Consider the following 20,538-nt stretch of genomic DNA (forward strand, 5'->3'; position numbering starts at 1 on the left):
ACAGGCACTGCCTCACCCGCCCGGATCTGACGGGCGGGTGAGAACCCCGACACGACAGACGATCCGATCACAAACCCCGCTAGAGGAGAAATACAAATGGCACCCCAGACCCGCGTCAAGGAAAGAGCAGAAGAGCAATCTTCGGCAATGGATTCCGACCAGCAGGCAGCAATCCGCATGCTCGCCAACGACCTGCACCGTCTCAACCACTCGGTCATGAAGGCCGTCGATGCCGGCGTTTCGGTGGAACTCGTCCGCTCGGCCCGCCACCATGGCGGCGAGGGCAACTGGGGTGACCTGCTGATCCCGGTGATCGTGACCCAGGGCCGTTGAAGATAAAGTTTCAAGCAATTCCGGACGCGAAACCGGTTCCCAGTTTCGCTGGAATTGCTCAACGGGGAACTCCAGGCCGCGCGTTCGAGCCTGAAGACCCTGCTCCCGGTTCCGGAAGTCCCTGTTTTCCGGATTTGCCTTCACAGGCAACCAAATTCCCGCCGCGGCTTCACCCCGGCGGGTTTTTTGTTGGTTGATGATGATGCCTGCTGCAATCAGGCGGGCGCCACCGGACGGCGCGTGCGGGCGCTCGCGGTGAAGCGCATGGCCGCGAAGGCGAGCACCGCGGCAATGGCGATGGCCACCACCATGGGCAGCGGGGTACCGTTGAAATAGGGCCCGGCGAGCATGGTCATCACGCCGCCCGCCAGCATCTGCAGCATGCCGCCGAGCGAAGAGGCAAGGCCGGCGATATCGCCATGGTCATCGAGCGCCATCACCATCGCGGTGGGAATGACCAGGCCGAGGCAGGCATTGGCGCAGATCAAGAGGCCGACCAGCAGGGCGAACTGGTCAATGCCGAACCAGACCAGACCGACCAGCAGCAGCGTGAACCCCATGAAGCCGGTCACCGCCCGGTTGACCACCCGGTCGGCTCCGAACTTCTCACCGAGCGTGGCGGCGAGCTGGGTGGCGGTGAAGAAGCCCGCGGCGTTTGCGGCGAAAGCCAGGCTGAAGCCGGTGGGCGTGAGCCCGTAATGGCCGGTGTAGACGAATGAGGCGGAGGCGAGGAAGACGAAGAAGCTCGCCATGCCGAAGCCGCCGACGAAGGTCAGCCCCATGAACACCGGATCGCGCAGCAGCTTCGAAACGCCCGAGAGCAGCGCGGAGAGACGCACCGGCACGCGGTGCTCCGGCTTGAGCGTTTCAGGCTGCAGCAGCAGGGTGACGGCAATGCTGAGCGCGGCTGCCACTGCCAACGTGGCGAAGATCGCCCGCCAGCCCGACAGCGCGATGATGCCGGAACCGGCGAGCGGCGCCAGCATCGGCGAAACCGAGATGATCAACATGACCAGCGCCATCAGCCGTGTGGCCTGGGGTCCGGTGTGCATGTCGCGGATGATGGCGCGCGGGATCACCATGGCCGCGGCCCCGCCGAGCGCCTGGACCACGCGAGCTGCGACCAGCGAATTCATGTCCGGCGCCAGCGCGCAGCCGATGGAGCCGGCTGCAAACAGCACGAGGCCGGCGATCAGCGGCGGCTTGCGGCCGACCATGTCGGCCACCGGGCCATAGACCATCTGGGCCAGGCCATAGGCGATGAAATAGGCGATGATGGTGAGCTGTGCTGCAGCAATGGTGCTGTTCAGACTGCCGGCAATGGTGGGAAGCGCGGGCAGGAACATGTCGATGGCGAGCGGGCCGGTGGCGCACAACAGACCGAGCACGACCGCGGAGCGAACGAAGGGAGACATTCGAAAAACCTCTTCAAGAAAACGGAGGACGGCGCCTGCGCAAACCATCGGGATGCGTCGCCCTGTTATCGAATTGTGCTGACAGAAAACGTCATCAGCCGGTTGGGGTCCGGCGCGGCGGCTTCCATCCCATGATAGGGGTCACAGGACAGCGGCCACCATCGCCGGGTCAGTCGCTTGACCGCCGGGGGGCTGTCAAAATTCTGGCGGAGTGCAGGCGGAATTCGGCAAATGACCCGGGACAGAAGGCTAACACCCTCCGCCTGGCCAGAGCCTGAAATTCCGCCGGAGCTACCGGATCAATGGAAAACTGGTCACGACAAGTACTCCCGCGATTGGGGCTTGAGGAAACCTAGCCGCGTTTTGATGTGCTGCAAAGCATGTCCGTGCCAACCTCGCGGTGGTTTTGACGTAGCGTGTTGCCCGGAAGCTACGCCTCGTCCCGGCTTTCCTCGTCGCGGTCGCGCGCGTAATGCTGCGCGAGCGGGAACGGCGGCAGCCAGGATTCGCGGCGCAGGGTCCAGAGCTCGTAAGTGGGTGTGAACCGGTGGGGCTGATCAAGCGCGCCGAGATGGACTTCGATCTCGTCGCCCGAGCGACTGAAGACCGAGGAGCCGCATTCGGGGCAGAAATGCCGACCCTGGTAGTGGCGCGTCTCGCCTTCGACCACGACCGCCGTTTCGCGGAAGATGGCGGAGGCGTGAAACAGGGCGCCGTGGTGCTTGCGGCAATCGAAACAATGGCAGAGGCCGACCCGGTCAGGTTCGCCCGATGCGGTGATGCGGACCCTGCCGCAGAGGCAGCCGCCGGTGATGTTTGTCATGTCAGAGCCTCCTCACCCGGCAATTGCCGGCATTGCCCTGGCCGAAGTCTACCGGCGATTGCGCCGGGCTTGCAAACGGGGGGGGCAATCGACGGGGTGCGGTGTCCGGTCAAGAGGAATTGTGTAGGCCACGGCTTACGGACTGGCGGCCGCCGGCGATCCCGCGCGGGATGCCGCCGGGGTTTGGAAAGAAAGATCGGGTCCGGAGGGCCGCGCGCGGGCTGACGCCTCTGAAGATGGTTGGTATGGGTGTGCATGCGAGGCGCATGCACGGGGTGGCGCAACACGCGCGCAGACCCGAGTCTCGCCGGACGGTGTCCACGTCCGACAGGCAGGGCGTGCCGCTTTTTGGCTGCCCGGACACGGGCCGCCGTAAACGGCGTGCGGCATTCTCCGACACGGGCTTGGCCTTGCGTTCGCGATGCGGGGGCGCCAGGGCGGCGGCGCTTGAACGCCACGCCCCTCCCCGCATCCGCAAGACGGCCCGCCACAGGCCCGTTTCCACCCCCGCCCCGGCTGCCGGCCGGCGCGGGCCGGCACAGAGGGCAAGGATTTCTCCGGTGGCTGGTCAGGCGCCCGCCCGGGAGGGACGAGAGATCTGCCAGCGGAGCAATGCCGGTGCACTGCCTCCTCCCTCCACCTGCCGCACGTTACGACAGCTTCGGAAGGCCTTCCTCCCGCCTGGACCGAAACGTTTGCGATCCATCCGGCGGCGGGAGCGGGATGAGTGTTGCATGGGGGTGGAGGGTGTGGAAGAAATAGGGGGGATTTTGGCGTGGGAATCTCGCGGCGGACACCTTCTCCCCCCTGGTGGGGGAGAATGCGAAATCATGAGCTTGGCGTCAGCTAAGTCATAGATTCGTCCAGCTGATAGGTCATTTACACAGCAGACCGGATAGGTGGTTTACAGTTTTGGCTGGGAATGCACGACAGGGCAGATGGGGGGTGAGGCCGCAGACATCGGATCCGGAGCGATACCCCCCTCTGTCGGCGATGCCGACATCTCCCTCGCAAGGGGGGAGATCAGGTGGGCTCGGCGGCCTGCGCCGTTACGCAGCCCGGTTCTGTCCGGCGGTGCGCCCTTCTTCCAGGTCGAGGCGGAACTTGGCGACGAGCGCGGTGAGTTCGGCGGCTTCCTGGGCGAGCGTGTGGCTCGAGGCGTTGGTCTGTTCGACCATGGCGGCGTTCTGCTGGGTCATCTGGTCCATTTGGCCCACCGCCGTGTTGACCTCGGCAAGGCCGGTCGACTGTTCGCGGCTGGCGGTGGCCATGGCGCCGACATGCTCGGAGATTTCCTCGATGCGGGCGATGATGCGGGTTATGGCCTCGCCGGTCTCGCCGACCAGGGACACGCCGGAGCGGACCTCCTCGCCGGAGGCTGCGATCAGTTCCTTGATCTCCTTGGCGGCGTTGGCCGAGCGGCCGGCCAGTTCGCGGACCTCCTGGGCGACGACGGCGAAGCCCTTGCCGGCTTCGCCCGCACGCGCCGCCTCGACACCGGCATTGAGCGCCAGCAGGTTGGTCTGGAAGGCGATCTCGTCGATGACGCCGATGATCCTGTCGATCTTGCCCGAGGCCTCCTCGATGCGGCTCATGGCGTCGACGGCACGGGCGACGATCTGGCCCGAGGCGCGGGCGTCATTGGCGGTGTCGCCGGCCAGCTTGTCGGTGTCCGACGCGCGGCTCGAGGCGGTGCGCACGGTGGCCGAGATCTCGTCGACGGCAGCAGCGGTCTCCTCAAGCGAGGCTGCCTGCTGCTCGGTGCGGCGGGCGAGATCATCGGCGGCGGAGCGCATCTGGCCGCTGCTGGAGCTGATCGAGGCGGCATTGTCGCGGATCTGGCTGAGCGCGTCGCGCATTTGCTCGATGGAGCCGTTGAAATCGAGCCGCAGGCTGTCGAGTTCACCGGCAAAGGGGGTGTCGATGGTGGAGACCAGGTTGCCCTGGGAGAGATCGCGCAGCGCAGCACCGAGCTGCTCGACGGCAAAGCGGACCTGGGCGTCGGCCTGAGCCTTCTCGGTGTCGGACTGCTGGCGCGCCCGGGCGGCCATCTCGCGTTCCTTCTCGCTTTCGCCCTCGATGCGGATCTTGTCGATGGCGTTCATCTTGAAGACGTCGAGGGCGCGGGCCATCTCGCCGATCTCGTCGGCGCGGGCCGAGTCGGTGACGGCGACATCGAGATCGCCGGAGGCGACATCGCCCATGGCGCGGACCAGGCGGCGGATCGGGCCCTTGAGCGCGGCGATCAGCATGAAGGCGGCAACAAGGCCAAAGGCGCCGCCGACGAGAGCGGCCGAAAGGGTGATGCCCTCGGCGCGGTCCTTGACCGCTTCGGCGCCCTGCTGCTGGCTTGAGGTGAAAGCCAGAACGCTGCTCCAGGCCTCGTCGATGCGCTCGGAGGCGGCCATAAACAGGCTGGTCTCGGCCTGCGTCTTCTCGATCAGTTCTGCCATCAGCGCCGGAATCGTGACCGACTTGGCGCTCCAGACCTCGCCGATGGCTTCCATGACGGTCTCACCGCCATTGGAGAAGGCAATCAGCTGGATGCTCTGATCGACACGGCTGAGCTTGGCGGCGACATCCTCGCCACGGGTTTCGTCGGGCTGGCCGAGGAAATGGACGATCGACAGCTCGAGCACGGAGAGATGGGCGAGAAAATCGCGGCTGTCGCTGACGATCTGCTGGCCCATGAGGATGTCGGCATCGAGCTGGCCGAACCTGAGGGTGGCCTCGCGGGCGACCTGGGAGGCGAGGCCCTGCAGCATGATGCCCGAGGGACGCAGCGCGTTGGCGTATTTCTGCAGCTCGATCATGCCGGCCTCGGAGACGACACCGGCCTTCTCGACGGCGAGAAGGCCATCGAGATTGTCGCTCAGCAGGCTCTTGAGCGCCGGCTTGGTCTCGGGAATGACCTTGGGAAGATCGCGGCTCATCTTGCGGATGTCGCGCTTGAGCTCGTCGGCGGCAGCAAAGGCCTCTTCCGGCGTGGCGGCAGACGAGATGGCGCTGGAGATCGCGACGATGGCCTGGGCGCCGTTGCCGAGCTGGTCGGCGGCGCGCAACAGGGTCTTGGTCTCGTCCTCGGCCTGGGCCAGTTCCTGGCCGACGGTGTCAATGGTGGCGTTGAGGCGGCCGCGGACGTTGTCGAGCTCACTGAGCGTCTCGTCAAAGGCGCCGTAGATGCCGGTGACTTCGGTGTGCAGACTCCAGAGCGCATCGACATCGGCGCGCAGGGCTTCAGCCACGGTGCGGGATCGGGTCAGGGCCGCGGATTCGGTCTCGGTCTCGGCCAGCTCCAGGACTTTTTCGACCCGCTGCAACTGGGCGTCGAGGCTCTGCATCACGGCTGCGCGCTTCTCCTCGCTCTGGTCATGGAGGAAATTGGTCATGCCGGCATAGGCTTCCTTGAAACCGCTCAGGGTCTCGATGCTGGCATTGGTGCCGGTGAGACGGGCGCCGAGCAGATTGCCGGTGTACAGGTTGATCGCGGCAAGTCCCGCCATTCCCGCAATCAGGGGAATGATGAAGACGACCACCTTGGTCTGGATGGAAAAGCGGGCGAGCAAACGGTCGATGATCATGAAAATACCTGCACGATAAAAATACACGGACATCGCCGTCCGGGCGAGGAGCTGCATCATGCAAGCCGTCGGGACGGGCACCGGCGGACGGAATGCCCTTTCGTCAGATGCTGGCAGAACAGGGTTAAAGCAACCTGAACGTACATCTGCGAAATCCGGAGGTGGATCGCAGGTTTCTCGGACCAGCGTCGCGCAATGTGAGGTCGGCTGGGGCTGCCGCACTGCAAACAGGTCGCGGGCGGGACGCTGGCGCCAGCCGGAAAAACCTCTATGATCGCGGCATTACTGACAAACCCATGGTGATTTATGGCCTCCCGCAAGTCCGGCAAACCCGCTTCAGCAAAACCGGCGCAACCCGCCGCGCCCAAATTTCTCGACATCAAGCGCGGCGTCGAAAACTGGACCCAGGCCAGCGAGTGGCTCAGGGTTCGCGGTATCGAGGACATCGAGTGCATCACGCCGGATTTCGCCGGCGTGGCGCGCGGCAAGATGATGCCGTCGTCGAAATTCACCTCCAACACCTCGCTGTCGCTGCCTTCGGCGGTGTTCCGGCACACGATCTCTGGCGAATACCCCGAGGAGACCGGCGATTTCCGCTATGATCCGCTCGACGGCGACCTGAAGCTGATGCCGGACCTGTCGACACTGTCGGTGGTGCCGTGGGAAACCGACCCGACGGCGCAGGTGATCTGCGACATGGTGACCACCAAGGGCGACCCGGTCAGCTACACGCCGCGCAACGTGCTCAAGAAGGTGGTCGAGCTCTACACCGAGCGCGGCTGGAAGCCGGTGGTGGCGCCTGAAATCGAATTCTACCTGGTGGCGCAGTCGGACGACCCGGATTACCCGCTGAAGCCGCCCAGGGGCCGCTCGGGCCGGACGATCACCGGCGGGCAGTCCTACTCGATCGCCGGCGTCAACGAGTTCGACGAGCTGGTCGACGACATCTACGACTTCTCCGACAAGCAGGGGCTGGAGATCGACACGCTGATCCACGAGGAGGGCCCGGCGCAGCTCGAGATCAACTTGCGCCACGGCGACCCGGTGGAGCTTGCCGACCAGGTGTTCCTGTTCAAGCGCACGATCCGGGAGGCGGCGATCAAGCACGGCATGTACGCCACCTTCATGGCCAAGCCGATGCAGCAATATGCCGGATCGGCGATGCATATCCACCAGTCGGTGGTGGATGCCAAGACCGGCAAGAACGTCTTCTCGAAAGCCGACGGCGAGCCGAGCGAAGCCTTCTTTAACTTCATCGGTGGGATGCAGCACTACGTGCCCAAGGCGCTGGTGATGATGGCGCCCTATGTCAATTCCTACCGGCGGCTGACGCCGGACATGGCCTGCCCGGTCAACAATGCCTGGGGCTACGACAACCGGACGACCGCCTTCCGGGTGCCGCATTCCGAACCGGTGGCGCGGCGGGTAGAGAACCGGCTGCCATCGTCGGACGCCAATTCCTACCTGGCGCTGGCGGCGTCGCTGGCCTGCGGCTATCTCGGCATGGTCAACGGGCTGGTGCCGAGCGACCCGGCCTACCAGACCGTCAACGAAGGCTCGGTCGACCTGCCGCGCGGACTGCTAGAAGCGGTGTCGCTGCTTGAAAGTGAGTCCGGCTTTGCCCAAGTATTCGGGCAGGAGTTCATCAACACCTATGCCGGCGTCAAGCGCGGCGAATTCGAAACCTTCATGCAGGTGATCAGCCCGTGGGAACGCGAGTTCCTGCTGCTCAACGTCTGAGAAATGCAAGCCATGACCTACCAAAGCCCCATTGCACCGGGCGTCTCGTTCTATGAGGCCACGCTCGGCGAGCGTCCCCCCTACGCCTCCCTGCCCGGAGCCACAACTGCCGACGTCGTCATCGTCGGCGGCGGTTTCACCGGGCTGCAGGCGGCCTATCACCTGGCCGCAAGCGGCAAGGACGTGGTGCTGATCGAGGGCGCGCGCTTCGGCGACGGCGCCTCGGGCCGCAATGGCGGGCAGCTTGGCACCGGACAGCGGGCCTGGGTGGAGGAGAGCGAGGCGGATTTCGGCCGCGACAACGCCAAGGCGCAGTTTGCCGTGGCCGAGCGGGCGAAGATGCATCTGCTCAGCTTTTCCGCAACCCACAACATCGACGCCGATTTCCGCCCGGGCCAGATCTCGGCGGCGCACAAGCCAGGTTACGTCAAGGATTACCGCGACCATGTGAAAATCATGACCGAGGAGTACGGCTACGAGGGCCTGCGGTTTCTTGACCGCGAGCAGCTTGCCGCGGCACTCGGTTCGACGCGCTACCACGGCGGCACCCATGACGCGGGGACGGGCCACATCAATCCGCTGAAATACGTGGTCGGGCTGGCGCGGGCTGCCTCTCAAGCCGGGGCGCGGCTGCACGAGAATACGCGGGCACGAGGCATTGCCAGTGCCGGCGGCAAGGTGACGGTGAAGACCGATGCCGGCGACATCGTCGCCGGACGCGCGCTGATTGCCTGCAACGCCTTCATCGACGGGCTGGAGCCGGTGACCTCGGCGCATGTGATGCCGATCCGCTCGTTCATCGGCGCCACGGTGCCGCTGGGCGATGACAGCCCGGTGATCCCCGGCGGAGAATCGGTCGACGATTCGCGCTTCGTGGTGCGTTACTTCCGCAAGAGTGCCGACGGGCGGCTGCTGTTTGGCGGGCGCGAGGCCTATACCTCGGACAATCCGACCGACATCTCGAGCCACATCAGGCGGCAGATCGCCGAGCTCTACCCGGCGCTGAAGGACATCGAGATCACCCATGCCTGGGGCGGCTCGGTCGGGATCACGCTGTCGCGGCGGCCGTTCGTGCGCGAAGTGATGAAAAACGTCACCTCGATCGGCGGGTTTTCAGGCCACGGGGTGATGCTGTCGAACTATTGCGGCAAGCTCTATGCCGACCATGTGCTGGGTGGTTCGGAGGATCTCGAGGTGATGCGCAACCTCAAGGTCGGCCCCTTCCCCGGCGGCGACCGCTTCCGAAAGCCGCTCTTGTTTCTGGCGCTGACGTGGTTTTCGCTTAGGGACCGGTTCTAGAACGGGTGGGGTAAGCGATGGAACATATCGGATCTGTTAGCGGCAGCGTGGAATAGTGCACTTGAACAAGAACCAAAAAATCGTAATTGCCTCCTTACCTTGCTCCAAAACAATCTTGGAGTTTTCTGAAAGTTATCCTGAAATATGCTTTTGCACATAACCGGAGACGATTGCACCGATCGCTCCACTAAAAATAACCGATTGAATCTTCGATAGCTGTGCTTCATTCAACCAATGCCAGTACGTTGGCGCCATTTGGTGAAATAGCCAGAACGACAAAGAACAAACAAAAACAATCACAAAAAAGAATATTAACAGGACTGTGACAACGCCAACAGCCTTCAAAGCCCACATGCTGTTCTTGGCCTTTTGGCCTTTCAAGGCACTTTCATTAGGCCAGTTTTCCTCTTCTTTGTTCGCCTTGCCGTCATCCGCCCATTTGGGCGGGCTCTCAATTCCCGGAGGCGGTGGAGGTACTTTGTCCATTTACAATCTTTTCGTAGTGCTCTCGAATAATTTTATCAGGAATCTCGGTACCAAAGAATCCATCATATACTTGTTGCCATGGCGTTCCTGGCTTGTGCGTTAAGCTAGAAAGCGCGATTCCGCTAAGATGCCCATATTTAGTATACACGTCACGCAAGAAATCCATATCAGCGTCACTGATACCAGAAGGCTCATCACCAATCATATCTAAAGGAATCGGTTCACGACCAAATTTCTTAGTTGCCTGATAAAGCTCTGGAATAACTGGCCCATACTTCCACGCTTCAATTTCTTCCTGAAAGAGATCGCTTCCGTGGCGCATCGCCAAATAGAACCCATGCGCTATGTAAACCAGCTTCATAAGCTGGAGCGGAGTTAGCCGCTTACTATCATTCTTGGCGATTTTGAGAATAGCATCAGCCACCTGCAAAACAGAATACATGCTTCTCACCTCACTTTCACCGCCGTATTGCGGTTCTCAACCTCAGAAACAACATGCCAATTAGATCGATCTGATTTTTCTCATGATGCCAATGGGCACCATTGCCACCGCAGTTTTTGCTAACGAAACAACCCGCATGGTCCTGCTTTAGGAACGTCATTCTATGCAACAATGTAGGAGTTATGCACAGAATCCACAATGGTCATGATAACACGTCGGCCCATATTGGTAATTTTAGCCAATAGGCATGATGCTTTAATATGCTTCGATGGGTAGCGCGGGCGACACACGTTTCATCGCTCTGAACAATGCGCCGGCTCAGCAGCCTATCTGCTAGTTCCCTGACTGGGATCTTGAGGTGAAATCCCGATCACGTGGGCAGCCGAGGGACAACAAAACCAGATGGCCGCCCTTCTCAGCCCTAGCTTTATCTAATCGATTAGATTATGAGAAAGCCACCGTTCACGGACAGGATGCCATGCAATGAGCCAGATCATCATTCCGGTCGACCCGTTTGACTATGTCGTCTTCGGCGGCACCGGGGACCTTGCCGAGCGCAAGCTGTTGCCGGCGCTGTATCACCGGCAGATGGCTGGCCAGCTGACCGATCCGACCCGGATCATCGGCGCGTCGCGCTCGGAGATGAGCCATGACGAGTATCGCGGCTTCGCGCGAGATGCGCTGAAGGAGCACCTGAAGAAGGGCGAATATCACGACGACGAGGTCGAGACGTTCCTCAAGCGGCTGTTCTACGTTGCCGTCGACGCCAGGTCCGAGAAGGGGTGGCCGGAACTGAAAGCGCTGCTTGACGAGGGCCAGGACCGGGTCCGGGCGTTCTATCTCGCTGTCGGGCCGGCGCTGTTCGGCGACATTTCCGAAAAGATCCGCTCCAACGGTCTGGTGACCGGCGAGACCCGGATCGTGGTGGAAAAGCCGATCGGGCGGGACCTCGAATCGGCGCGGGCGCTGAACCGGACCATCGGCGAGGTGTTTACGGAAGAGCAGATCTACCGCATCGACCATTATCTCGGCAAGGAAACGGTGCAGAACCTGATGGCGCTGAGGTTCGCCAATGCGCTTTACGAGCCGCTGTGGAACTCGGCGCATATCGACCATGTGCAGATCACCGTGGCGGAATCGGTGGGGCTTGAAGGCCGCGCCGGCTATTACGACAAGGCGGGCGCGCTCCGCGACATGGTGCAGAACCACCTGGTGCAGCTTCTGTGCCTGGTGGCGATGGAGCCGCCGGCCTCAATGGACGCCGAAGCGGTGCGCGACGAGAAGCTCAAGGTTCTGCGCTCGCTCAGGCCGATTACCGAAGCCAATGCCGACACTCTGACCGTGCGCGGGCAGTACAAGGCCGGCGCCTCGGCGGGCGGCGCGGTGAAGGGCTATCTCGAAGAACTCGAGGGCGGGGTCTCCAATACCGAGACCTTTGTCGCCATCAAGGCGGAAATCAACAACTGGCGCTGGGCCGGGGTGCCGTTCTACCTCCGGACCGGCAAGCGGATGAGCGAGCGGATTTCGGAAATCGTGGTGGCGTTCAAGCCGATCCCGCATTCGATCTTCGGGCCGAGTGCCGGGCGGATCACCGCCAACAAGCTGGTGATGCGGCTGCAGCCCGACGAGGGCGTCAAGCAGTGGATCATGATCAAGGATCCGGGTCCGGGCGGCATGCGGCTGAGGCACGTCTCGCTCGACATGAGCTTCGCCGACCGGTTCGAGGAGCGCAATCCGGACGCCTATGAGCGGCTGCTGCTCGACGTCATCCGCTGCAACCAGACCCTGTTCATGCGCCGCGACGAGGTGGAAGCCGCGTGGAAATGGGTCGACCCGATCCTGACCGCCTGGGCCGAGACCGGGCAGACGGTGCAGCCCTATACGGCGGGCACCTGGGGGCCGAGCCAGGCGATTGCGCTGATCGAACGCGACGGCAGGACTTGGCATGAAAGCGACTGAGATTGCGCAGGCCAATATAAGGCACTCGAGTTTCGCCGATGGCGCGGAACTGGCCGAGGCGCTGGCCTACAGGGTGGCGGGCGCATTGGCGATGGCGATCGGTGAACGCGGGACCGCGACGCTTGCCGTGTCGGGCGGGACCACGCCGAAAGCCTTCTTCGCGGCGCTGTCGAAGCGGACAATCGCCTGGGACAAGGTGACGGTGACGCTGGTGGACGAGCGGATGGTGCCGCCGGCGCACGAGCGGTCGAACCACCGGCTGGCGAGCCTGTTCCTGTTGCAGAACCGGGCGGCGGAAGCCGGGTTCGTCCCTCTCTATAACATTGCCGGTGAAACCGCTGCCGTTGCGCAGGCCGCCTCGGAGAAGATCGACGCGCTGGCGCTGCCGTTCGACGTGGTGGTGCTGGGAATGGGAACCGACGGGCACACTGCCTCGTTCTTTCCCGGCGGTTCCACGCTTGAGGATGTTACCGATCCCGCCTGCGCGCAAAGCGTGATGGCGATCGAGGCGCCCGGCGCGGGAGAGCCGAGACTGACGCTGACGCTGCCGCGGATCGTGGAAGCGGGCCTTCTGGTGCTCCATATAGAAGGGGAGCAGAAGAAGGCCGTGCTGGCCAAGGCGCTTGGCGCCGGGCCTGAAGCCGAAATGCCAGTGCGCGCGGTGCTGCGGCACGCGAAGACGCCGGTCGAGATCTACTGGGCGCCCTGAGCGTCCGAGTCTGCGCCCGGCAGCGGCCGGGCGGCGAGAGGGCCCATGGAGTCTTGGGGGCCCTCACCCAAACCGAACAGAAGGATACCAGCCATGACTGTCGATCCCCGCATTGCAGCCGTCACCGCCCGTATCGTCGAACGCTCGAAGCCAAGCCGCGAAACCTATCTGTCGCATCTGCGCGAGATGGCGACGAAAGGCCCGTTCCGCTCGACGCTTTCCTGCGGCAACCTGGCGCACGGATTTGCCGCCTGCGGGCCGAACGACAAGGCCAATCTGGCCCAAGACGTGGTGCCCAATCTCGGCATCATCACTTCCTACAATGACATGCTGTCGGCGCATCAGCCGTTCGAGACCTATCCGGAGCTGATCCGCAAGGCTGCACGCGAGGCAGGCGGCGTGGCGCAGGTGGCGGGCGGCGTGCCGGCGATGTGCGACGGCGTCACCCAGGGCCAACCCGGCATGGAGCTGTCGCTGTTCTCCCGCGACGTGATCGCCATGGCGGCAGCCGTCGGCCTGTCGCACAACATGTTCGACGCGGCGGTCTATCTCGGGGTCTGTGACAAGATCGTGCCGGGGCTCACGATCGCGGCGCTGAGCTTCGGCCATCTGCCGGCGGTGTTCATTCCCGCAGGCCCGATGACCAGCGGGCTCTCCAACGACGAGAAGGTGCGGATCCGCCAGCTCTATGCCGAAGGCAAGGTCGGGCGGGCGGAACTGCTGGAGGCCGAATCCAAATCCTATCACGGGCCGGGCACCTGCACCTTCTACGGCACCGCCAACTCCAACCAGATGCTGATGGAGATCATGGGGTTGCACATGCCCGGAGCGTCCTTCATCAATCCGGGGACGCCGCTCAGGGATGCGCTGACAGCGGAGGCGACCAAGCGGGCGCTTGCGATCACCGCGCTCGGCAACGAATTCACCCCGGTGGGCGAGATGATCGACGAGCGCTCGGTGGTCAATGGCGTTGTCGGGCTGCATGCCACCGGCGGGTCGACCAACCACACGATGCATCTCGTCGCCATGGCGCGGGCGGCCGGGATCCGGCTGACCTGGGAAGACATTTCAGAGCTGTCGGACGCGGTTCCACTGCTCGCCCGGGTCTATCCGAACGGGCCGGCGGACGTGAACCATTTCAATGCGGCGGGCGGACTTGGCTTCATGATCGACCAGCTGCTCTCGGTCGGGCTCTTGCACGAGGATGTTCGCACCGTGTGGGGCAAGGGACTGTCATCCTACGCGGTGGAAGCCCGGCTCGGCGAGAACGGCGCGGTGGTGCGCGAGCCGATCGCAAAAGTCAGCGGTGATGCGAAGGTGGTGACAACGGCGGACAAGCCGTTCCAGCCCAATGGCGGGTTGAAGATGCTCACCGGCAATCTCGGCAAGGGCGTGATCAAGATTTCCGCGGTGAAGCCGGAGCGCTACGTGGTCGAGGCCCCGGCGCGGGTGTTTGACACGCAGAACGGGCTGCAGGACGCCTTCAAGGCCGGCGAACTCGCGGGCGACTTCATTGCCGTGGTGCGGTTCCAGGGCCCGAAGGCCAACGGCATGCCGGAACTGCACAAGCTGACCCCGCCGCTGGGCGTGCTGCAGGACAGGGGACAGGCCGTGGCGCTGGTGACAGACGGGCGGATGTCCGGCGCCTCAGGCAAGGTGCCCGCGGCCATTCACGTCACACCGGAGGCCAAGGACGGCGGGCCGATCGCCCGGATACGGGATGGCGACATGATCCGTCTCGACGCGGTGACGGGATCGCTGGAGGTTCTGGTGCCGGCAGAGGAATTTGCAGCGCGGGAACCGGCGACCGCCGACCTCAGCCAGAATGAATGGGGCCTGGGCCGGGAGCTGTTCGCGCGGCTCAGAGACAACGCCGGCACCGCCGATGAGGGCGCCAGCGTTCTCTACTAAAGGACGGAGTGCCGCGCGGCCCGACGGCCGCGCCGGCCGGATCCGCCAATCTGCCTACCAGGAGCGCACGTCCATGACGTGGTCGCGATGGTTGGGGTGAGCGCTGAAGACGTAGATCCGGTGCAGTTCCTTGTCGTTGAGCAACCGCAGGAAGCGCACTTCGACCGTGTTGTTGGTGTAGGTGCGGGTCAGCACGCAGCCGACGCTGGAGATCCGCGCCTCGGGAACATCGAGATTGAATTCCTGCGGCAGCTTGAACTGGGTCAGGATACCGAGAACGGCGCTGGCCGGCGAAATGCCGATCAGCTGGCAGCGGCGCGACGCCATGTGCATGACGCCCTTCTCGGTGTATTCGATCCGGGCTTCATTCATTGTTTCTTCCATCTTGTACCTGACCTCGCGGTCGTACATGAAGGATTCTTCTCTCTGCAGATAGTTTGTCCCCGCAGCCATGTAACGTTCCCCTTGTTCCTGGCCCCATCCCCGGTGGCCATGTGTTTTCAATGGAACCCACGATAGCACTGGAAGATTAACGGATCATGATCGCGAGGCGGTCTAAGTATCTGATTTTAATCATTTAAGGCAGATCTAAAGAACGATTCCTGCTGCATTTCGCGCTTCTGCGCATCGGTCAAGACGCAGGCATAAACTGACCGCAAGGATTGCAAAGGGCGAGCGATCCGGTTGAGAACCTCGCTCAAAGGCTCTGATCCGGCCCCGCGAGAGACTTCAAAACCGGCTGGAAACAAGACGTATTTTAATCACATGCCGTAAAGACCGATCACGCGTTCGTGAGAAGCCGTGAGAATGGCCTTTCCCGGGATCACGGGCCAACCCAAGCCGAGAAAAATGGCGCATTTTCCTCGATGTGGGAAACCGCCGAAATCCGGGCTTTCAAGTTTCCTGACAGTGCGGAATTGTGAACGGTGCATGACAGTCCGGGTTGACGCGAAATCCGGTCATCACAGCCGGCACCCGAATCTATCCATCTGATATATAACGATAAAAATAGTTCCCTGACAAAATGCCCCATGGCTTTGTCACGCCATGATCGCATGCCGATCACATCCATGTGTTTCGCAAGTCATCTGCCGCAGGCCCATCTCTGGTTCATCGAAACGGCGCGGCCCGCTCAGCCGATCGGACAATGATCAACGGGCCACCGTTTCAGACCAGATCAACGACCAACAGTCCTAACCGACACACAAGGATGAACACGATGAACAAGATGATTATGGCCCTCGGCCTGACCCTCGCTGCCTCCACCGGCGCTTTCGCACAGTCGCCCAACGACTGGGTTGAACTCAACGCACCGGTGCACGGCCCGGCAGCCGAAGCCCATGCAGCGCAGAGCGCACAGGGCGGCATCGACTACACCGCAACCGCTTCGTTCGACCGCGCTCAGGAAACCAAGAAGGGTTACACCGAGCTGCAGTTCAACCGCTAATCGCCATACGGGATGAAGGCGGGCACCTCCAGCCGGCTTCATCCCCCGCCGCGGTGGCAATCGAAAGGGCACTGAAACTTTTTCGCCAGCCCCAACGTTCTGCAGACCATGGCCTTTAAAAAAGATCATCGAGATGGCGCAGGCCGGACACAGCTTCAACAAGCAGTTCGCCGGTTCCCCGCTCGCGACCAAGACATCGAACTAAGACCAAAAGGACCAACACAATGAACAAGATCATCATCGCACTCGGCCTGACCCTTGCAGCCTCCACCGGCGCCTTCGCACAGTCGCCCAACGACTGGGTTGAACTGAACGCGCCGGTCCACGGCCCGGCCGCCATGGAACATGCCGCAAAGAGCGACATGGGCGGCGTCGATTATACCGCAACCGCTTCAACCGTCCGTACGCCTTCGACCGACAATCCGGAACAGAACGGCTACACCGCGCTGCAGTTCAACCGCTAACAGCGGCATCCCGCGGATGAAGCCGGGCCTCTCCCAACCGGCTTCATCCGCCGCCGGACCGCAAACCGAAGACCCCGGTCTTCACCCAATCACGAAAGGACTACCCAAATGAACAAGATTCTTATCGCCCTCGGCCTGACCCTCGCAGCCTCCACCGGTGCCTTCGCACAGTCGCCCAACGACTGGGTCGAGCTGAACGCACCGGTCCACGGCCCGGCCGCCATGGAACATGCCGCAAAGAGCGACATGGGCGGCGTCGACTACACCGCGACCGCTTCCACCGTCCGTACGCCTTCGACCGACAACCCGGAACAGAACGGCTACACCGCGCTGCAGTTCAACCGCTAACAGCGGCATCCCGCGGATGAAGCCGGGCTCCTCCCAACCGGCTTCGTCCGCCTGAGGACCGCAAACCGAAGACCACTGGTCTTCACCCCAGCATGAAAGGACTACCACGATGAACAAGATTCTTATTGCCCTCGGCCTGACCCTCGCAGCTTCCACCGGCGCCTTCGCACAGTCGCCCAACGACTGGGTCGAACTGAACGCACCGGTGCACGGCCCGGCCGCCATGGAACATGCCGCAAAGAGCGACATGGGCGGCGTCGACTACACCGCGACCGCTTCCACCGTCCGTACGCCTTCGACCGACAACCCGGAACAGAACGGCTACACCGCGCTGCAGTTCAACCGCTAAGGACGCACGAATGGCTGTCGCCGGGTTCCTCCCACCGGCATCAGCCCGTTCGGACCCCCTTCCGAACGTTCCTTGCAAGATGCCCCGGTCGACGACCGGGGCATTTTTCGTTTGCGGGCTCCCCGCTTCGCCGCTGACATGATCGGCGCTGCCCAAGCCGGCTTCTGATGACCGGCCGCACAGCAAAGCGCGGCAAATGCCGGCTCACTTGGCGCGTTGCATGACCGCGAGCCCGCGGACGCCCAGAGCGCCCCCAAATCGCACAGACCGGCGCCGGCCCTGGGCTGGCGTTCAGAACTGCCATGTCCCCCACTCTTCCTTTCTACTGACCCAAGCTTGTGTCCGGCAATGGACAGTCAACGGCGCGCACAGCCGCCGCCCGATCCCGGTTATTTTTGTGCGGCTCCGGCCATTTCGGCTGGCGCCTGGCGCTTCATCCGGGCCGAACAAGCGAGGCGGCGAAGGCGGCTTGCGACCTGAAAACGGGTGCGGTCAGGCAGGAATAGATCGTATTTTCATCACTTCCGGTCGAGGCCGATCACGCGTTGCGTGAACGGCCGTGAGAGCGCCTGGCGCGGGCCTCAAGGCGGGCGAAAAGGTGGAAAATTTCTGCAAAATCGACGCCCGCAGGGAAGCCCGGATTTCCGGGGTTTCGAGAGCGCAGCAAGCGCCGGATTGTGAACGGTGAGGGTGTGCCACGCTTGACGCCGGTCGCGCACCACGTATCGAAATCTCAACCTAACTCATTGTATTTATTAATTAAAACTTGCCTCTTCGATCGGATCAGTCGCGCTGGATCACGTTTTCATCCCCTGGCGATCACGGCCATGTGGTTCGTAAGTCATCCGGGCCCAGCCTATCTCTTGGTCATCGGAACGGCGCGGCCCGGACAGCAGATCGGCAGACGATCCCCGGGTCACCGCTCCAGACCAAGTTGAACATGAACTGTCGAAACAGACACACAAACCGAAACACAAGGAAGACCACAATGAACAAGATCATCATCGCCCTCGGCCTGACCCTCGCAGCCTCCACCGGCGCATTCGCACAGTCCCCCAACGACTGGGTTGAACTGAACGCACCGGTCCACGGCCCGGCTGCCGAAGCCCATGCCGCACAGAGCGCCCAGGGCGGCATCGACTACACGGCGACCGCCTCGTTCGACCGCGCTCCGGAAACCAAGAAGGGTTACACCGAGCTGCAGTTTAACCGCTAAGGCCGGCCACGAGGGGATGAAGCCGGGCACCTCCAGCCGGCTTCATCCCCCGCCGCAGGGACAGACAAAAGAGACGTGAAACTTTTTTCCAAGCCCACCCGTACTGCTCATATGACCTTCGAACACGGGTCATGAAAACGGAGCGCCCCGGACACGGATCGCACCCTTCAGACCAAACAATTGAACCAGACACACAAAGGAACAAGACCATGAACAAGATCATCATCGCCCTCGGCCTGACGCTTGCAGCCTCCACCGGCGCCTTCGCCCAGTCACCCAACGATTATGTCGAACTGAACGCTCCGGTCCACGGCCCGGCCGCAGAAGCCTATGCCGCAAAGAGCGCCATGGGCGGCGTCGACTACACCGCAACCGCCTCGACCGTCCGCATCCCTTCGACCGACAACCCTGCCAACGGTTACACCGCACTGCAGTTCAACCGCTAAGCCGGCCTGAGGGAAAAGGGGCCCGGGCATTCACCATCGGGCCTCTCCCTTCCCGCAACCGTGCTCACACCGCTTAACCAGATACACAAAGGAAACAAGACCATGAACAAGATCCTCATCGCCCTCGGCCTGACCCTCGCAGCTTCCACCGGCGCCTTCGCCCAGTCGCCCAACGACTATGTCGAACTGAACGCACCGGTTTACGGCCCGGCCGCTATCGAACATGCCGCAAAGAGCGCCATGGGCGGCGTCGACTACACCGCGACCGCCTCGACTGTCCGCATTCCCTCGACCGACAATCCGGCGAACGGCTACACCGCACTGCAGTTCAACCGCTAAGCACGAAACCGACGGACAGGCCGGGCTCCTCCCAACCGGATTGTCCTTCGCCAGGGCGCTCGCCCCCGCGCCCTGTAAAAAGCCCCGACCGCAAGGCCGGGGCTTTTTCGTTGAGGTCGTGTTCTTTCAGCGGCGGTAGGTGTTTCCGGCGGTATCGAACAGATGCAGCTTGGCCTTGTCGGCGGTGAAGCGCAGCTTGTCGCCGCGCCTGACCTGCTGATGGCCAGGCATCTTGGCGATGATCGGCTCGTCCTCGGTCAGATCCTCGACATAAAGCAGCGTGACCTCGCCCAGAGCCTCGACGATCGACACCGTGCCCTCGAACAGGAAGTCGTCGCCGGTGGTCGCCACAAGGTCTTCCGGCCTGACGCCGAAGGAAGCCGTCTTGCCCTTGTCGGCGTCGGCAACGGCAATGCCGGTTTCAACCGACTTGCCATTGGCAAAGGCGATGGTGGCGTTGTCTCCGGTGCTTTTGATCGTGCCGGGAATGATGTTCATTGCAGGCGAGCCGATGAACTGGGCCACGAACAGGTTCTGCGGCCGGTCGTAGAGCTCCATCGGCGGACCGACCTGCTCGATCACGCCTTTCGACAGAACCACGATGCGGTCGGCCAGGGTCATTGCCTCGACCTGGTCGTGGGTGACGTAGATCATGGTGGTTTCGGGCATGGATTCGTTGAGCTTGGCGATCTCGATGCGGGTCGCCACGCGCAGGGCGGCGTCGAGGTTGGACAGCGGCTCGTCGAACAGGAAGACCTTGGGATCACGGCAGATGGCGCGCCCGATGGCGACGCGCTGGCGCTGGCCGCCAGAGAGTGCCTTTGGCAGCCGGTCGAGGTAATCCTCAAGCTGCAGGATCGAGGCAGCGGAACGCACCCGGCGGTCGATCTCGTCATTGCTCTGGCCGGCAATGCGCAGACCGAAGGCCATGTTGTCGTAGACCGTCATGTGCGGATAGAGGGCATAGGACTGGAACACCATGGCAATGCCGCGCTTGGACGGCGGCACGTCGTTGACCACCATGCCGTCGATTTCCAGCGTGCCGGCGGTGATCTCCTCCAGCCCCGCGATCATCCGCAAAAGCGTTGACTTGCCGCAGCCGGAAGGGCCGACAAAGACGATGAACTCGCCCTGCCGGATTTCCAGGTCGACCCCGTGGATCACGTCAACGGCGCCGTAGGACTTCTTCAAGCCCTCAAGTTTCAAGCCGGCCATGCAAATCTCCTCCCCC

Annotated in this window: 20 protein-coding genes; 13 read left to right on the plus strand and 7 right to left on the minus strand. The window is 62.8% G+C overall.

The window, feature by feature from the left end; translation table 11 throughout:
- Positions 1-96 precede the first annotated feature (96 nt).
- A complete protein-coding gene (locus SPHINGO391_RS17865; RefSeq protein WP_152010107.1) occupies positions 97-333 on the plus strand; it encodes a hypothetical protein in 237 nt (78 codons plus the stop codon).
- Positions 334-548: 215 nt separating this feature from the next.
- Here the strand turns inward: SPHINGO391_RS17865 and SPHINGO391_RS17870 are convergent, their stop codons facing one another.
- From SPHINGO391_RS17870 to SPHINGO391_RS17880, 3 genes are all read right to left on the minus strand, one after another.
- Positions 549-1,748, minus strand: a complete 1,200-nt coding sequence (locus SPHINGO391_RS17870) for a multidrug effflux MFS transporter (RefSeq protein ID WP_152010108.1) — start codon at positions 1,746-1,748, stop codon at positions 549-551.
- Positions 1,749-2,178: 430 nt separating this feature from the next.
- A complete protein-coding gene (locus SPHINGO391_RS17875) occupies positions 2,179-2,571 on the minus strand; it encodes a GFA family protein (RefSeq protein WP_152010109.1) in 393 nt (130 codons plus the stop codon).
- 1,049 nt (positions 2,572-3,620) lie between these two features.
- Positions 3,621-6,152 (minus strand): methyl-accepting chemotaxis protein, encoded by a 2,532-nt coding sequence (locus SPHINGO391_RS17880; RefSeq protein ID WP_193217338.1) that lies wholly within the window; start codon positions 6,150-6,152, stop codon positions 3,621-3,623.
- A 306-nt stretch (positions 6,153-6,458) separates the two neighbouring features.
- Between SPHINGO391_RS17880 and SPHINGO391_RS17885 the strand changes: the two genes are divergently transcribed.
- The gene (locus SPHINGO391_RS17885; protein WP_152010111.1) at positions 6,459-7,892 is read left to right on the plus strand and encodes a glutamine synthetase family protein; all 1,434 of its coding nucleotides are present in this window, start codon (positions 6,459-6,461) and stop codon (positions 7,890-7,892) included.
- Between the two features lie 12 nt (positions 7,893-7,904).
- A complete protein-coding gene (locus SPHINGO391_RS17890; protein ID WP_152010112.1) occupies positions 7,905-9,191 on the plus strand; it encodes an FAD-binding oxidoreductase in 1,287 nt (428 codons plus the stop codon).
- 132 nt (positions 9,192-9,323) lie between these two features.
- On the opposite strand, the gene SPHINGO391_RS17895 is transcribed toward SPHINGO391_RS17890, so the two are convergent.
- Positions 9,324-9,677 carry a hypothetical protein gene (locus tag SPHINGO391_RS17895; RefSeq protein ID WP_152010113.1) on the minus strand — a complete coding sequence of 118 codons (354 nt, stop codon included), beginning with the start codon at positions 9,675-9,677 and terminating at the stop codon, positions 9,324-9,326.
- Positions 9,643-10,119: a type II toxin-antitoxin system antitoxin SocA domain-containing protein gene (locus SPHINGO391_RS17900; protein ID WP_152010114.1), complete on the minus strand. Its 477-nt coding sequence runs from the start codon at positions 10,117-10,119 to the stop codon at positions 9,643-9,645. The genes SPHINGO391_RS17895 and SPHINGO391_RS17900 overlap by 35 nt, the downstream gene beginning before the upstream one ends.
- A gap of 483 nt (positions 10,120-10,602) precedes the next feature.
- Between SPHINGO391_RS17900 and zwf the strand changes: the two genes are divergently transcribed.
- The 3 genes from zwf (at position 10,603) to edd (ending at position 14,698) form a co-directional block, all read left to right on the plus strand.
- Entirely contained in the window at positions 10,603-12,078 is a 1,476-nt protein-coding gene (gene zwf / locus SPHINGO391_RS17905; protein WP_152010115.1) for a glucose-6-phosphate dehydrogenase, read from the plus strand.
- Entirely contained in the window at positions 12,065-12,787 is a 723-nt protein-coding gene (gene pgl / locus SPHINGO391_RS17910) for a 6-phosphogluconolactonase (RefSeq protein WP_152010116.1), read from the plus strand. The genes zwf and pgl overlap by 14 nt, the downstream gene beginning before the upstream one ends.
- A 93-nt stretch (positions 12,788-12,880) precedes the next feature.
- Positions 12,881-14,698 (plus strand): phosphogluconate dehydratase, encoded by a 1,818-nt coding sequence (gene edd / locus SPHINGO391_RS17915; RefSeq protein ID WP_152010117.1) that lies wholly within the window; start codon positions 12,881-12,883, stop codon positions 14,696-14,698.
- 54 nt (positions 14,699-14,752) lie between these two features.
- Here the strand turns inward: edd and SPHINGO391_RS17920 are convergent, their stop codons facing one another.
- Positions 14,753-15,151 carry a hypothetical protein gene (locus tag SPHINGO391_RS17920; protein WP_193217339.1) on the minus strand — a complete coding sequence of 133 codons (399 nt, stop codon included), beginning with the start codon at positions 15,149-15,151 and terminating at the stop codon, positions 14,753-14,755.
- A 766-nt stretch (positions 15,152-15,917) separates the two neighbouring features.
- Here SPHINGO391_RS17920 and SPHINGO391_RS17925 point away from each other — a divergent pair.
- The 7 genes from SPHINGO391_RS17925 (at position 15,918) to SPHINGO391_RS17955 (ending at position 19,307) form a co-directional block, all read left to right on the plus strand.
- On the plus strand, positions 15,918-16,145 hold the full coding sequence (locus tag SPHINGO391_RS17925) for a hypothetical protein (RefSeq protein ID WP_152010118.1): 228 nt from the start codon (positions 15,918-15,920) through the stop codon (positions 16,143-16,145).
- Between the two features lie 224 nt (positions 16,146-16,369).
- Positions 16,370-16,609 carry a hypothetical protein gene (locus SPHINGO391_RS17930; protein ID WP_152010119.1) on the plus strand — a complete coding sequence of 80 codons (240 nt, stop codon included), beginning with the start codon at positions 16,370-16,372 and terminating at the stop codon, positions 16,607-16,609.
- A gap of 108 nt (positions 16,610-16,717) precedes the next feature.
- A complete protein-coding gene (locus SPHINGO391_RS17935; protein WP_152010120.1) occupies positions 16,718-16,957 on the plus strand; it encodes a hypothetical protein in 240 nt (79 codons plus the stop codon).
- 109 nt (positions 16,958-17,066) lie between these two features.
- The gene (locus SPHINGO391_RS17940) at positions 17,067-17,306 is read left to right on the plus strand and encodes a hypothetical protein (protein WP_152010120.1); all 240 of its coding nucleotides are present in this window, start codon (positions 17,067-17,069) and stop codon (positions 17,304-17,306) included.
- A gap of 988 nt (positions 17,307-18,294) precedes the next feature.
- Positions 18,295-18,522: a hypothetical protein gene (locus SPHINGO391_RS17945; RefSeq protein ID WP_152010121.1), complete on the plus strand. Its 228-nt coding sequence runs from the start codon at positions 18,295-18,297 to the stop codon at positions 18,520-18,522.
- A gap of 209 nt (positions 18,523-18,731) precedes the next feature.
- Positions 18,732-18,968, plus strand: a complete 237-nt coding sequence (locus SPHINGO391_RS17950; protein ID WP_152010122.1) for a hypothetical protein — start codon at positions 18,732-18,734, stop codon at positions 18,966-18,968.
- 102 nt (positions 18,969-19,070) lie between these two features.
- On the plus strand, positions 19,071-19,307 hold the full coding sequence (locus tag SPHINGO391_RS17955; RefSeq protein ID WP_152010123.1) for a hypothetical protein: 237 nt from the start codon (positions 19,071-19,073) through the stop codon (positions 19,305-19,307).
- 126 nt (positions 19,308-19,433) lie between these two features.
- Here SPHINGO391_RS17955 and ugpC read toward each other — a convergent pair whose 3' ends face one another.
- Complete coding sequence (gene ugpC, locus SPHINGO391_RS17960; protein ID WP_152010124.1) at positions 19,434-20,522, minus strand: sn-glycerol-3-phosphate ABC transporter ATP-binding protein UgpC; 1,089 nt, start codon at positions 20,520-20,522, stop codon at positions 19,434-19,436.
- Positions 20,523-20,538 lie beyond the last annotated feature (16 nt).

Origin of the sequence: Hoeflea sp. EC-HK425 (genome assembly GCF_902498795.1) — a bacterium.
Lineage (GTDB): Bacteria > Pseudomonadota > Alphaproteobacteria > Rhizobiales > Rhizobiaceae > Hoeflea > Hoeflea alexandrii.